Source organism: Cereibacter azotoformans (assembly GCF_021391315.1).
GTDB classification, from domain to species: Bacteria; Pseudomonadota; Alphaproteobacteria; order Rhodobacterales; family Rhodobacteraceae; genus Cereibacter_A; species Cereibacter_A azotoformans.
In genome coordinates this window covers 120,618-134,031 of sequence record NZ_CP090024.1, presented here as the reverse complement: position 1 = coordinate 134,031, position 13,414 = coordinate 120,618, and the positions used below count along the sequence as shown (strand labels likewise).

Annotated in this window: 14 protein-coding genes and 1 riboswitch; of the genes, 6 read left to right on the top strand and 8 right to left on the bottom strand. The window is 70.1% G+C overall.

Features of this window, described 5'->3' with window-relative positions; all coding sequences use genetic code 11:
• Nucleotides 1-361 precede the first annotated feature (361 nt).
• Nucleotides 362-1,072, top strand: a complete 711-nt coding sequence (locus LV780_RS21455) for a DnaA N-terminal domain-containing protein (protein WP_101342011.1) — start codon at nucleotides 362-364, stop codon at nucleotides 1,070-1,072.
• A 321-nt stretch (nucleotides 1,073-1,393) separates the two neighbouring features.
• Nucleotides 1,394-2,092 (top strand): uroporphyrinogen-III synthase, encoded by a 699-nt coding sequence (locus LV780_RS21450; RefSeq protein WP_233864323.1) that lies wholly within the window; start codon nucleotides 1,394-1,396, stop codon nucleotides 2,090-2,092.
• 40 nt (nucleotides 2,093-2,132) lie between these two features.
• On the opposite strand, the gene LV780_RS21445 is transcribed toward LV780_RS21450, so the two are convergent.
• From LV780_RS21445 to LV780_RS21435, 3 genes are read right to left on the bottom strand one after another with little or no spacing between them, the layout of a single operon-like run.
• Nucleotides 2,133-3,422, bottom strand: coding sequence for a sensor histidine kinase (locus LV780_RS21445; RefSeq protein ID WP_233864322.1), 1,290 nt, complete (start codon nucleotides 3,420-3,422; stop codon nucleotides 2,133-2,135).
• Nucleotides 3,419-4,087: a response regulator transcription factor gene (locus tag LV780_RS21440; protein WP_011911182.1), complete on the bottom strand. Its 669-nt coding sequence runs from the start codon at nucleotides 4,085-4,087 to the stop codon at nucleotides 3,419-3,421. The genes LV780_RS21445 and LV780_RS21440 overlap by 4 nt, the downstream gene beginning before the upstream one ends.
• The gene (locus tag LV780_RS21435; RefSeq protein WP_233864231.1) at nucleotides 4,084-4,332 is read right to left on the bottom strand and encodes a Cys/Met metabolism pyridoxal-phosphate-dependent enzyme; all 249 of its coding nucleotides are present in this window, start codon (nucleotides 4,330-4,332) and stop codon (nucleotides 4,084-4,086) included. Before LV780_RS21435 ends, LV780_RS21440 begins: the two co-directional genes overlap by 4 nt.
• Nucleotides 4,333-4,493: 161 nt before the next feature.
• On the opposite strand from LV780_RS21435, the gene LV780_RS21430 reads away from it, so the two are divergent.
• Complete coding sequence (locus LV780_RS21430; protein WP_233864318.1) at nucleotides 4,494-5,312, top strand: prevent-host-death protein; 819 nt, start codon at nucleotides 4,494-4,496, stop codon at nucleotides 5,310-5,312.
• Nucleotides 5,313-5,512: 200 nt separating this feature from the next.
• Here LV780_RS21430 and LV780_RS21425 read toward each other — a convergent pair whose 3' ends face one another.
• Both LV780_RS21425 and LV780_RS21420 read right to left on the bottom strand, forming a co-directional pair.
• A complete protein-coding gene (locus LV780_RS21425; RefSeq protein WP_011911185.1) occupies nucleotides 5,513-5,719 on the bottom strand; it encodes a cold-shock protein in 207 nt (68 codons plus the stop codon).
• Between the two features lie 257 nt (nucleotides 5,720-5,976).
• Nucleotides 5,977-7,116, bottom strand: coding sequence for a trans-sulfuration enzyme family protein (locus LV780_RS21420; RefSeq protein WP_108222124.1), 1,140 nt, complete (start codon nucleotides 7,114-7,116; stop codon nucleotides 5,977-5,979).
• Nucleotides 7,117-7,414: 298 nt separating this feature from the next.
• Here LV780_RS21420 and LV780_RS21415 point away from each other — a divergent pair, with 298 nt between their 5' ends.
• The 3 genes from LV780_RS21415 to LV780_RS21405 are packed head-to-tail and all read left to right on the top strand — an operon-like array spanning nucleotide 7,415 to nucleotide 9,946.
• On the top strand, nucleotides 7,415-8,476 hold the full coding sequence (locus LV780_RS21415; RefSeq protein ID WP_108222122.1) for a methionine ABC transporter ATP-binding protein: 1,062 nt from the start codon (nucleotides 7,415-7,417) through the stop codon (nucleotides 8,474-8,476).
• Nucleotides 8,466-9,140 (top strand): methionine ABC transporter permease, encoded by a 675-nt coding sequence (locus LV780_RS21410; RefSeq protein WP_011911188.1) that lies wholly within the window; start codon nucleotides 8,466-8,468, stop codon nucleotides 9,138-9,140. Before LV780_RS21415 ends, LV780_RS21410 begins: the two co-directional genes overlap by 11 nt.
• Before the next feature lie 29 nt (nucleotides 9,141-9,169).
• Complete coding sequence (locus LV780_RS21405) at nucleotides 9,170-9,946, top strand: MetQ/NlpA family ABC transporter substrate-binding protein (RefSeq protein WP_108222120.1); 777 nt, start codon at nucleotides 9,170-9,172, stop codon at nucleotides 9,944-9,946.
• Between the two features lie 33 nt (nucleotides 9,947-9,979).
• On the opposite strand, the gene LV780_RS21400 is transcribed toward LV780_RS21405, so the two are convergent.
• The 3 genes from LV780_RS21400 to LV780_RS21390 form a co-directional block, all read right to left on the bottom strand.
• The gene (locus LV780_RS21400) at nucleotides 9,980-11,305 is read right to left on the bottom strand and encodes a cobyrinate a,c-diamide synthase (protein ID WP_108222119.1); all 1,326 of its coding nucleotides are present in this window, start codon (nucleotides 11,303-11,305) and stop codon (nucleotides 9,980-9,982) included.
• Nucleotides 11,306-11,372: 67 nt separating this feature from the next.
• Complete coding sequence (locus LV780_RS21395) at nucleotides 11,373-12,050, bottom strand: energy-coupling factor ABC transporter permease (RefSeq protein WP_011911191.1); 678 nt, start codon at nucleotides 12,048-12,050, stop codon at nucleotides 11,373-11,375.
• A 64-nt stretch (nucleotides 12,051-12,114) separates the two neighbouring features.
• Nucleotides 12,115-12,321: riboswitch (cobalamin riboswitch) on the bottom strand.
• A 108-nt stretch (nucleotides 12,322-12,429) separates the two neighbouring features.
• Nucleotides 12,430-13,299 carry a universal stress protein gene (locus tag LV780_RS21390; protein WP_117345297.1) on the bottom strand — a complete coding sequence of 290 codons (870 nt, stop codon included), beginning with the start codon at nucleotides 13,297-13,299 and terminating at the stop codon, nucleotides 12,430-12,432.
• Nucleotides 13,300-13,414 lie beyond the last annotated feature (115 nt).

Below are 13,414 nucleotides of genomic sequence, written 5' to 3'. Positions count from 1 at the left end.
GTGTTTCTCGCGTAATTTAACTCGTGACGTTCAATAGCGCGAAAACAGAAAGCTGCCAAATGCTAATCTGCCAAAATCGCGTTTCTGAAAGTGTGGGGCTGAAATATGCCTCCCTGCAGCACGTCCACCCGGCGTTTCGGTGACACGACGACACAGTCTCGGGGCCAAATGGTGACACGGCGCCCCTCATTCAGTGACACCCAGGGTGTCCCCCAATACCTTTTAAACCAGAAATCACCATTTTTCCGTGGAAGATGGGCAAATCCCGTCATCCGAAACCGTTTGACAAATAACGGGAGGCTGCCACACTGCGTCTCACAGGAATCGGCGGGTCAAGCTGATCGGGCAGTAGAGGCTTAGAATGCAGAATGCGCGACTTGCGGGCCCCGGAGCGGGTGCCGAGAAATACGACATTCTCACCGCTCTGGCAGTCAAGGGGCTGTCATCGAGTGGCACTCTGCAGACCTCGATCCTTCGCCTGGTGGCACTTGTAACGGCCCGCTACAACTGGGCGCGCGGGGAGATGGCCATAGGTCAACGCGAAATGGCCGCGCTTTGGTCCGTGGACGAGCGCACCGCGAAGCGGGAGACCCGTCGCCTGATCGATACAGGCTTCCTCGTGCTGAAGGTCCGGGGCGTGAAGGGCAGGGTGGCTGTCTATGCCCTTGATCTTCCCGCGATCTATGCCGCAACCCAGGAAGAGTGGGGCAAGGTCGGATCCGACTTCGCCCTCCGCATGGCGGGCCGCCACGAGCCCACGCCGCAGCGGCAGGTTCCACCGCAATCCCCGGATGCACATGTGGTCCATGTGGATTTCTCGGGCGGCTCGCGCGGCGCATCAAGCCCGTGGGCGCGGATGATGCGGATGCTGGAGGACGCGAACCCAGCCCATTTCGCATCGTGGTATGCACGCCTGTCGCTGGTACGAGCCGAACGGGGCGTGGTGACCGTATGCGCGCCGTCGCGGTTCGCGGCGCAATATCTTGAGACGCATCTGAGGCGCGAGCTCGAGCATCCGCTTCGAGTCTGCTTTGGCCCAGATACGCGCTGCGAAATAGTGGCAGCGAGCTGAACAGCTCCAGCTCTGGGCGCGGCTGACCGCCACCACCGTCGAGATCTTCGGGGCCGGCCACCGGCGCGCGTTCGGCCCTCGAGGTCCGTGGCGCGCAGAGGGTCGGGCCTGTCAGGCCCCACCCTCTGCGAAGGAAACACTTTCGGTTTGCGCCGTTGACAAGCGACGCGGAACGCGGTCCGACAGGGGCAGGGGCGCGGACGATCCGTGGGGACCTGTCAGGACAGGGCAGGTCGGAAACAGGCGCCAACCCCGGAGAAAGGCAAGGACCCGCCCACGATGCACGTTCTTCTCACGCGTCCCACCCTGCAGGCTGAGGCCATGAGGCCGTCCCTTGAAGAAAAGGGCCACCGGGTCTCTGTCGAGCCGGTGCTGGACGTGTCGCCTGTCGATTTCAGCCATGAGGCCCTGAGGGACTCCCGGACCATTGTCGTCACGTCGGTCCATGCCTCGCTGCGGATCGCCGAACTGCCTTCGATCGACAGGACGGTTCCGATCTACGCCGTCGGCGCCGGCACGGCCGCGCCCCTGCATCGGGCCGGCTTCGCCTGCGTTCACGAAGCGGCCGGAGACGCGCCAAGCCTGCTGGATCTCATCCTGAAGAAGCGGTCCGCGTCCGAGGGCCGGATCACCTATCTGAGCGGGTGGGACATCACCGAGGACATGGCCGCGGCGCTGAAGCGTCATGGCCATGATGCGCAGCGCCTCGTGGCCTACCGGGCCACGCCGGCCAAGTCCCTGTCGCCCGCGACACAGGACATGCTCCGCCGGGGCGACATCGACTGCATCGTCTTCATGTCCTATCGCACCGCGCACTTCTTCACCCTGCTGTGCGACAAGGCAGGGCTGTCGCCGTGCCTGCGGACCATCAGCGCGGCGGCGATGTCGGAAAAGGTGGCCCGCGGGCTCTGCCGGACCGACTGGCGAGAGACAGGCATTGCGGCGAACCCGTCGCGGGAGGCCATGGTCGACATGCTCACGGACCTCGCGGGGCAGGGCGCCCGCGGGCATGGAGTCTGATCCGACGCAGCGATTGACGAACCGACGCGACCGTGCCCGGTCATGCCCGCGCGGGCAATGTCACGGTGATTGCCAGCCCGCCACCTTCGGCCTCGGCAAGGATCAGCCTCCCGCCGTAGGCCGCGATCCGGTCGGCCGCGATGGAAAGGCCGAGGCCATGGCCGGGCATCGTTTCATCCAGTCGCGCCCCGCGGGCAAGGATGCGGGCGCGGTCGGCCTCGGGGATGCCGGGGCCGTCGTCGATGATGGTGACCTCTACGCCGTCAGGACAGGGTTCCGCCGCCAGCCGCACGGATGTCCGCGCCCATTTCACCGCATTCTCGGCCAGGGCACCCAGAATTTCGGCCAGATCCTCGGCATCGCCCCGAAAATCCGGGGCGCCGGTCGCTGCGACCTGCAGCGCAACGCCGCGACGCCGCGCCTCGGGCGTCAGGACCAGCGCCACATCCTCCAGGACCGGAGCCAGCGCGACATGGGCGGACGGATCCAGCCCGGCCGCCGCTGCACGGGCGCGCTTGAGGTGCCAGCGGATGATGCGGTCCATCCGGTCGATCAGGGCAGCGTCCTCGGGGCCCGCGCGGTTGGCCAGCACCGCCAGCGGGGTCTTCAGCGCATGCGCCAGATCGCCCGCATGGGCGCGCGCGCGCTCCAGCTGCGCGGCATTGGCGGTGATGAGGCGGTTCAGCTCATCCGACAGGGGCTCCAGCTCGGCGGCCCGTGCCCTGGGCAGCGCCTTCGCCCGCCCGTCGCGCACGGCCGCCACGGCCCGGGCGAAGTACGTCAGGTCCATCAACCCTGCCCGTACCGCCAGCACCTGCGCGGCCATCAAGGCCGCCCCCAGCACCGCCAGCGCCAGGGTCAGGGGGCGGCGAATGACGGCCAGTGCTCCTTCGGCCTCGGCCGCAGGCAAGGTCACCGTCACCGTCAGCCGCCGCCCGTCGCCCGGCGCAGTGAACCCGGCGACGTGCGAGACCAGCGCCGCGCCATCCGGCCCGGTCCGACCCGCGCCATCCACGCCTAGCGTGCCGGTCACCAACGAAGGCGAGCGCGCCAGCACCGCCGCCCCGTCGCTGACCTGCCAGTACCAGCCGGACAGCGGACGCTCGAAACGCGCATCGGCAGGGGACGGAACCACCGCGACGCCCCCCGTCGCATCCCAACGCGCCGCCGCCATCACGCCCCGTGCCGCCGCCGTCAGTTCCGCATCAAGCCTGCGGCTCACGAAATCCGCCAGCACGGCCGACAGCGCCACCCAGGCAACGACCAGCGCCGCCATCGTCAGCCCCGTCGACCAGGCAAGCATCCGCGCGCGGATGGATCGCAACCTCATGCCGGATCGCCGGGCAGCAGCCGATAGCCCTCGCCCCGCCTGGTTTCCACCCGCGCCTCGCCGATCTTCTTCCGCAGCCTGCCGATCACCACCTCCAGCGAGCGGAAATCGCGGTCGGCGTCACGGTCATACATATGTTCGGACAGTTCCGTCCGACTGACGACACGGCCCTTGTTCAGCATCAGGTAGCGCAACAGCCGGGCCTCGAAGGCTGTCAGCCGCAGCGGCATGCCCTCCAGCGTGGCAAGCCCGGTCGCCGTGTCCAGCACGAGGCCGCCCGCCGCCAGTTCCGCCGTCGCGTGCCCCGCCGCGCGGCGGATGAGGCTGGAGAGGCGCAGCGTCACCTCCTCCATGCGGAAGGGCTTCAGCACGTAGTCGTCAGCCCCGGCCCGGAACCCCGCCACCTTGTCCGACCATGCGTCCCGCGCGGTCAGGATCAGCACGGGAAAGGACAGTCCCGCGCCGCGCCAGCGCCGCAGCACCTCGATCCCGTCGATCCCCGGCAGGCCGAGGTCCAGCACGGCGGCGCCGACCGTCTCGGTCGCGCCGAGGAATTCGCCCTCCTCGCCGTCATGCGCCAGTTCCACCGTATATCCCGCCTGCGCCAGCGCGGCCGCGATCTGGCCGGCAAGGTCGCGGTCATCCTCGACCACCAGAACCTTCACGGGGCGCCCTCCGGCAGGATGCGCGCCTCGGACTGGCCGACGCCGTCCACCTCGAGGAACCGGCATCCGGGGCCGGTGATCTCGATGTCCAGCACATTTCCGGCGGGGGTAAGCCAGCGGATTTCCTGCACCAGCCCGTCATCCTCCGCCTCGATCCGCAGGGCCTCGCCCCGATAGCGGGCGGAGACGCAGGCCAGGGCCGAAGCAGCGTCGATGGCGGCGGCATCCTCGGGCGGGTCGGCCATCGCCGGCGCGGCAAGAAAGGCAAGAATCAGGAGTGCGAACGCAGGACGCATGGTTTGTGGATAGTAGCCCAAGGCTCAACGGAAACCAAACCGCGCGGTTGCGGTGGCGTTTGGCGCGAATCGCGCAGAACAGCGCCATGATGAACTCCAAGGAGAAACCGATGAAACGCGTTCTTGCCGCCCTGATCCTGACGACGGCCCTCGCCACTCCCGTTGCCGCGCAGGAAGTCCCGCTTTCCGGCACGGTGGCCGAGGTCTTCGGCACCCGGATCGTGCTGAGCACGCCCGAGGGCCGCGTCCTCGTGACCCTTCCGCAAGGCACCACCGCTCCCGCGCCCGGCACGCGGCTGGACCTGACCGGCACGCGCACGGGCGAGACCTTCGCCGCCACCACCGTGACCGAAGGGCCCGCCGCCGCTCCGGCCGAGGCGGTGCTGCCCTCTGCTCTGCGCGGCCTTGACCTGACCGACATCCGCACCCGCTCCCGCAAGGACGGCAAGATCTACATCTATGCCCGCGGCGGCACCGGCTGGCTCCGGGCCGAGGCGCGGGGTGACCGGCTGCTGGAAGTTCAGACCGATGGCGCGGGTCTGCCGCAGCCGCTGATCGAGACCCTGCTGCCCGCCGCCGTCCGGGCCGAGCCGCGCCTTGCCGAGATCGCCCGCCTGACCGAGATCGATCTGGACGACGACGGCGAAATCTCGGTCGAGGGCTTTGCCACCGACGGAATGCGGATCGAGATCGAATTTTCGCGCAACGGAACCCTGAAGGATTTCGAGCGCGAGCGCGACGACCGCCGCTCGCTGTCCGAGGCCGCGGCGCGGGAAAAGCTGGTCGCGCTCGGCTACACCGACATCGGCTTCATGGAGCGGGGCGGGCGGCATGTCACCGCGCTCGCCACCAACCCCTACGGCGACACGGTCGAGGTGCGGCTGGACGATCAAGGCCGCGTCGAACGCGAGCGCCTGTGGCAGAACTGACGGGGGCCGCGGATGAGCGACGCATCTCGCCCCTCCCTCGTCGCCGCCACACGGTCCCGCCTTTCCGGCGCCCGGATGGCCGCAGGAGCCGCAAAGAGTGGGAGCACAGGAGCGGCGTTGGAGGCTTCGGGCCCGGCAGGACAAGCGCAAAGAAAAACGGGCGGCAGCGCCGCCCGTTCCTGTCTCGCTGATCGGATCGCTCAGGCGAGGGCGAGGTTCGTCGCCGACTCGCGGCCGTTGCGGTCGCGCTCGAGATCGAAGGTGACGGCCTGGCCGTCGTCCAGCTGGCGGATGCCGGCGCGCTCAAGCGCGCTGATGTGAACGAACACATCCTTGGAGCCACCCGCCGGAGCGATGAAGCCGAAACCTTTGGTGGTGTTGAACCATTTCACGGTGCCAGTGGCCATCGTGACGTCTCCTGTCTTGTGCCATCCGCAGGATGCGATGGCTTGGCTCAGTCCTGTCAGAGTCGCAACTGAAGCCGAAGGGAAACAGAAGGTCGAAAGAGGAAGCTTTGCCCGCCCTTCATGGCACGAATCACGTTCCAAAGCAAGCAATGGTGGAGCCACCTCCGCGAACGCACTGTTTCATCGCGGTGCGCAGGGCCGGGGGTGCGTCGAGGGACGCCGGGTCGAGGCGGTGATCCGGCAGCGCAGCGGGTGCCTCAGCCCAGGGCGGTGGCGAGGTCGTCCCAGAGATCCTCGGCCGACTCCAGCCCGACCGACAGGCGCAGCAGGTCGTCGGGGACCGGCGAGGTCGGGCCCTCGATGCTGGCGCGGTGCTCGATCAGGCTTTCCACCCCGCCGAGCGAGGTCGCGCGGGTCCAGAGCCTGACCCGTGCGGCGGTGGCGATGGCGGCCTCGCGCCCTCCCGCGACGCGGACCGAGAGCATCCCGCCGAAGCCGCCCTGCATCTGGCGCCGCGCGATGGCGTGGCCCGGATGCGAGGCGAGACCGGGATAGAGCACCTCGGCCACGCGGGGATGGGCGGCCAGCCGCTCGGCCAGCGCCGCGGCCGAAGCGCATTGCCAGCGCAGCCGGGGATAGAGCGTGCGCATGCCGCGCTGCAGCAACCACGCCTCGAACGGGCCGAGGATCGCGCCGTTCTGGCGCTGGACCGCGGCGATCCGGGCCCAGGAGTCATCCCGCTGCGCGCAGGTCAGGGTGCCCGCCACCACGTCGGTGTGGCCGTTGAGATATTTGGTGGCCGAATGCATGACGAGATCGGCGCCCAGCTCGAGCGGGCGGGTCAGGACGGGGGTGGCCACGGTGGAATCCACCGCCAGACGCGCCCCGGCGGCGCGGGCGATGTCGGCCACGGCGGCGATGTCGGCCACCTCCCACGTCGGGTTGGCGGGCGTCTCGAGCCAGATCAGCCGCGTCCGGCCCGGCCGCACCGCCGCCGCCAGCGCGTCGAGGTCGGACGTGTCCACCAGCTCGACCTCGATCCCCCAGCGGGTGGCGAAATCGAGCAGCCATCCGCGCAGGGCCCAATACATCACCCGCGGCGCCAGCACATGATCGCCGGGCGCCAGCGCGAGGAAGACCGCCGTCGCCGCCGCCATGCCCGAGGAAAAGAGCAGGCTCTCGGCCCCGCCCTCGAGCCGCGTCAGCAGATCGGCGGGCGTGTCGAAGGTGGGATTGTCGGCGCGGGCATAGACGCGGCCGCGGGAATAGCCGGTGTCGGCGTCGCGCTCGTAGGTGGTCGAGGGATGGATCGAGGGGATCAGCGCCCCGGTCGCGCCATCGACATGCCCGAGCGCCTGCGCGGCGAGCGTTTCGGGGGACAGGCGGCGTTCGGTCATCTCGGCTCCTCCGGGCGGGGTCGGCCCGCTGGCCGGTGGTAGCGCCCCGGAGCGGGACCGGCAAGCGGGGGCAGGGGGGCATAAAAAGAACGCTCTCCCGCGCCGGGCGCGCGGGCCGGACCGGCGGTGCGCCGGAGGGCGGCTATGGCGGAACGCGGGTCCGGGCGGAAGGGGCGGGGGCCGGGCCAAGCTTCCGTGCGGGCGTCGGCGCAGAGGTATGGCGGGGCTTGCGCCCCGCGCGCCGATCCGGTCTATCGCGACTCGCGGGAGGCCAGACGTTGGGCAGCAAGGAGCCCGGATGCGCGTTGAACAGGCACAGGGTGCGGCGATCACCTTCGACAGGGTCGAGAAGTCCTTCGCCCAGAAGGGTGGCGCGCCGGTCATGGCGCTGGCCGATTGCTCGCTGACGGTCGAGCCCGGCACGATCACCGGCATCATCGGCCGCTCGGGAGCGGGGAAATCCACCCTGCTGCGCATGGTCAACGGGCTGGAACGGCCCACGGGGGGCCGGGTGCTGGTCGGCGGGCGCGACGTGGGCGCGGCGACGGGCGCCGAGCTGCGCGAGATCCGCCGCGAGGTCGGCATGATCTTTCAGCATTTCAACCTGCTCGCCTCGCGCACCGTATTTGGCAATGTCGCGCTGCCTCTGGAGATCGCGGGCAGGCCCAAGGCCGAGATCCGGCCGCGGGTCGAGGATCTGATCGCGCGCGTGGGCCTCGAGGCGCTGGCCGACCGCTATCCGGCCGAGCTGTCGGGTGGGCAGAAGCAGCGCGTGGGGATCGCGCGGGCGCTGGCCACCGGGCCCAAGGTGCTGCTGTCGGACGAGGCCACCTCGGCGCTCGATCCCGAGACGACGCGGACGGTGCTGCGCCTTCTGGCCGATATCAACCGCGACCTCGGGCTGACGATCCTGCTCATCACGCATGAGATGGGCGTGCTGCGCGACATCGCCACCCATATGGCGGTGATCGACGGCGGGCGCATCGTCGAGGCGGGGCCGACCTACGACATCTTCGTGCGGCCCGCGCATCCCACCACGCGGTCGTTCCTGTCGGGGGTGACGGGGGTGACGCTGCCGGCCTTTGTGGCGAACCGCCTGCGGCCCGCCCCGCCCGAAGGGCACTCGCAAGAGGTGATCCGTATCACCTTTGCCGGCCGCCATGCGACCGACCCGATGCTCGCGCGCCTGACGGGCGAGCTGGGGATCGCGGTCAACATCCTCGCCGGTGCGATCGAGGAGATCGGCCCGCATCCGTTCGGCAACCTGCTCGTCTCGGTCGAGACGGGGCGCGGCGCCGAGGCGCGGGCCTATCTGGAACGCCACCAGCTGCTGACGGAGGTGCTGGGCTATGTGGGCTAACCTGATCCCCCTGCTTCTCGAGGCGACGCTGCAGACGCTTTACATGGTCGCGGTCTCGGGCGTGCTGGGCACGGTCTTCGGCCTGCCGCTGGGGGTGTTCCTTGCCACATCGCAGCGGGGCGAGCTGCTGTCTTCGCCGCTGGTGAACAAGGTGCTGGGGCTGGTGGTGAACGCCACGCGCTCGGTGCCGTTCATCATCCTTGTGGTGGCGATCATCCCCTTCACCCGCGCGCTCGCCGGCACCTCGATCGGCACCACGGCGGCGATCGTGCCCCTGACGGTGGCGGCCATTCCCTTCATCGCCCGGCTGGTCGAGAACGCGATCCGCGAGGTGGACAGCGGGTTGATCGAGGCCGCCCGCGCCATGGGCGCCACGCCCTTCCAGATCATCCGCAAGGTGCTGATCCCCGAGGCGCTGCCCGGCATCACGCTGGGGCTGACGCTCGCGCTGGTGAGCCTGATCGGCTATTCGGCGATGGTGGGCGCGGTGGGCGGCGAGGGCCTGGGCGACCTTGGCATCCGCTACGGCTATCAGCGGTTCATGCCCGAAGTGATGGCCGCCGTCGTGGTGATCCTTGTCGTTCTCGTCCAGCTTGTGCAATCGGTGGGCGAAGGCATCGCCCGCGCGGTTGACCGGCGCGCGCCGCGCAACCGCGGCCGCTAAATTTCGGACTCCCAAAGAAGGAACTTCTCATGCTGCGCATGACCACGCTTGCCTCTGCCCTGGCCCTGATCGCGGGCGGCGCCTTGGCCGATCAGATCAAGGTCGGCGTCTCGCCGGGCGAACACGCCGAGATCATGGAGGAGGTCGCGAAGATCGCCGCCCCCAGGGGGCTCGAGATCGACGTGATCGAGTTTTCGGACTATGTCGTGCCGAACCAGGCGCTCGCCGATGGCGACATCCAGGCCAACTCGTTCCAGCACAAGCCCTATCTCGACAACCAGGTGAAGGACCGCGGCTTTGATCTGGTGCCGGTGGCCACCACGATCACCACGCCGATGGGGGTCTATTCCTCGAAGATCGACAGCCTCGACGCGCTGCCCGAGGGGGCGCTCGTTGGCATCCCGAACGATCCGACGAACGGCGGCCGGGCGCTGCTGGTCCTGCAGGATCTGGGGCAGATCACCCTGGCCGAGGGCACGGGCCTTACCCCCACGGTTCTCGATGTGAGCGAGAACCCCAAGGGGATCAAGTTCCGGGAGCTGGACGCGGCGCAGCTGCCGCGCTCGCTCGCCGATCTGGATGCGGCGCTGATCAACACGAACTACGCGCTTGCCTCGGGGCTGAACCCCAAGACCGACGCGATCGCGAGCGAGAAGGCCGACAACCCCTACGTCAACATCATCGTGGTGCGGAACGGCGATCAGGAACAGCCCTGGGTGAAGGCGCTGGTCGAGGCCTATCACTCGCCCGAGCTGAAGGCCTTCATCGACGAGAAGTATCAGGGCTCGGTCATCACCTCCTGGTGAGCTGTGCGGCGGGGCCTTCGGGGCCCCGCCCGATCAGGCGACGAGGTGGAAGAACGAGCCGGTGACGAGGCCGCGGCGCGAGCCGGTCTCGGGCACCGGATGGCCCTCGGCGTCGGTGACGCGCGCGAGCGGCGCGTCGGGCTGTTCGAGGATCGTGGAATAGTGGAACTCGTGGCCGCGCAGCGCCGCGCCGGCCTCATGCCCCGGCATCGGCGCCAGCAGCTCGGCCCGGCGGTAGCCCAGATGCAGCCGCCGCCGCTCGAAGCTGGTGACGAGGCCCAGAAGGCCCGTCATCGCGTGGCGGTGGCCCTGCGCATCCACCAGAGCCTCGCCCAGCACCATGTAGCCACCGCATTCGCCATGCACCGGGCGCGTCTCGGCATGACGGCAAAGGCCCGCGCGGAAGGTCGTGGCGGCGGCGAGGCGGCCGGCGTGAAGCTCAGGGTAGCCGCCGGGCAGCCAGACCAGATCGGCGTCGGGGGGGGGCTCGTCGGCCAGCGGCGAGAAGGGCAGGATCTCGGCCCCGGCCGCGCGCCAGCCCGCGATCAGGTGCGGATAGGTGAAGGCGAAGGCCATGTCCTGCGCCAGCGCGATCCGCTGCGCGGGCGGGCGGGGCAGGGGGCCCGGATCGGCCGCGAGCGTGGGGCGGGCCGCGGCGCGGATCGCGCCCAGATCGGCGTTCTCGCGCAGGAGCGCGGCAAAGCCCGCGATGGCGCCGTCGAGGTCGGGATGCTCGCCCGCCTGCACCAGCCCGAGGTGCCGCTCGGGCAGGGCGAGGTCGGGGCGCCGGGGCAGCGCGCCGAGGACGGTCAGGCCGAGCCGCGCCATCTCGCGCCGGATCAGCGTCGCGTGGCGGGGGCTTGCGATGTGGTTCAGGATCACGCCGGCCAGCGGCGGCGCGTCGGGATGGTGGGCAAAGCCGAGCGCCGTGGCGGCGGCCGATTGCGCCTGGGCGCGCACGTCGAGGACCAGCACCACCGGCCAGCCGAGAAGCCGGGCCATCCCGGCCCCCGAGCCGTTGCCCGCGGCGCCCGCGGCCGAGGTGCCGTCGAAAAGGCCCATCGACGCCTCGGCCAGCGCCAGATCCGCGCCCGCGGCCTGACGGATCAGCGCGGCGATCAGGGGCGCGCCCATCGACCAGCCGTCGAGATTGCAGGACAGCCGGCCCGCGGCGACGCGGTGAAAGGCCGGGTCGATGTAGTCGGGGCCGTTCTTGTAAGGCTGAACCGAAAGCCCCTCGTCGCGGAAGGCGCGCAACAGACCCAGCGTGACCGTGGTCTTGCCCGCGCCCGAACCGGGGGCGGCGATCATCAGGCCGGGCGGCAGGGCCGACGAGGAGGGGGCAGTCTCGTCCCGCATGGGGATTGTCCCTTGAGATCGCAGCGGCGACCGCCGCGCCCGCGATCCGGGCGCGACGGAGGCGGCCTCAGGCCGCGTGATGCAGACGGTGGGTGAAGAGGCCGGAGCCTGCGAGGCCACGCAGAGACTTGGCGCCGGCGAGCACCGCCAGATCGGCCAGCGGCTCGATCAGCACCACCAGCATGTAGGCGCTGCCGAAGGCCAGGATCGAGGTCACGTTCTCGGCCCCGAACCCCTGCCCGAGGAAGGCCCAGAAGGCCACCCAGGCCACCACGCCGCCCTGGTAGGCGGTCGAGAGGGCCAGCGCCTGCCGGTAGTCGAGATCGACATAGGGCGTGTGCGGCGCGATGATCCGCCGGGCCAGCGCCTGCACGGCAAAGAGCGGCACCAGCAGCGTGGTCACGTTCATCCCGTATTGCGGCAGGTCGAAGGGGGCGAACAGCAGCCCCTGGATCAGGAGTCCCAGCGCCAGCCCGATGGCCGCGGGCGCGGCTCCCAGGATCAGGAACAGGGTCGAGCCGAGGATCAGGTGAACCTCGGAGACGCCGACCGGATAGTGCGGAAGGATCTCGAAGAAGGCAAAGACCGCGGCGGTCGCGATCAGGCTGCGCACCGCGAGCGAGGCGAGGCCCTTTTCGCGCAGGCTGTCCCACGCGAATTTCAGCGTCACGCCGGCCGCGGCGGCGGCGGTGGCAAAGCCCACGAGGGCCTTGGCTCCGGTCACAAGACCGGGTTCGATATGCATTGTCGTCCTCCTGACCGTCATCCCCGACGGCGTTTGGGGTTGGGCCGGTGTCCCGGCAGCGATGGCGCGGATGCGCCCGACGGCAGGTCTCCTGACTCGCGGGTCGTGGCCGTCCCCGAACCTTCCCGGCCATCGGCCAGTGGTGTCCGTCGGGGCGGCTCGCCGCTCACAGTTGCGGGGGCAGTCGCGGACTCGGGGTTTCCCCCTCACCGTGTTCCCTTTTCATCCCTCGGGCCGTGCGACCCTCGGGAACCGTCATGGCATGGCGTGACAGATCGGGGCCCCCGCGTCAATGCGGCGGCTGCGGCCGAGCTTGCGCCCCGCTATCGCGTGGGTGCGGAAGGCCAATGCGGCGATCCCCGGCGCTGGGGGGGCGCGCTCAGGACCCGTCCCGGTCCGGCGGGGGCACCACCAGCACATCGACCGAGGCCGAGGCCAGGACCTGCGCCGCCACGCTGCCCAGGATCGCGCGCGCCAGCCTGCCCTTGCCGACGCTCGACAGCACCAGCAGATCCGCCCCGACCTCCCCGGCCGCGGCGAGGATCTCGTGCGCCGGGGGCGAGCCGCTGCGCCGCACGATCGGATCGGCGTCCGACAGCCCGGCCGAGGCGAGGAACCCCGTCAGCCGTCCCATCGCCTCGGCGCGCTGATCGGCGAGATAGGCGCCGCGCGCATCCTCGGGCAGCGTTCCGGCCATCGCAAGCCGCAGGGCCGGCGCGTCGAAGACATGCAGCGCCGTCCGGGCCGCGCCCGCGCCGATCTTCAGATCCGCAAAGCGCCGCAGCGCCGCGTGCGAGGCCTCGGAGAGATCGGTGGTCAGCAGGAGGTGCCGCCACGGCCCGACGGGCGGGCCGTTCGCCATCAGGACGGGACAGGAGGCGGTGCGGATCACGCGCTCGGCCGTCGTGCCGGCGAAGGCGTCGCGCAGCAGGTTCCGGCGGTGCGGGCCGATCACCAGAAGGTCGGCCCCGGCCTCGGACGCGGCACGGGTGATGCCGGCGAACGGGTCGGCCAGCACGACCGAGGTTCTGCACCCGATCCCGTCATGGCTGCGCAGCGAATGGCCCAGATCGTGCAGCAGCCGTCGCGCGTCGCCCGTTTCATGCTCGACGATGCGGCGGGGGCGGTCGTCGTCCACGACATGAACAAGGTGCACCTGCGCGCCGGTGGCGCGGGCCAGAAGCGCCGCGCGGCGCAGGGCGCGGTCCGAACGCTCGGAAAAGTCCGTGGCAATCATGATCGTGCGCAATGGCGGCGCCCTCCGTTTCCGCCGGTCATTCCAGCATGAACGGGACCGGCCGGACTTGATCCATCTCAGGTTGATGCGCGGCGGACATCGCCATACTTGGCCAAACCCCGCCGAC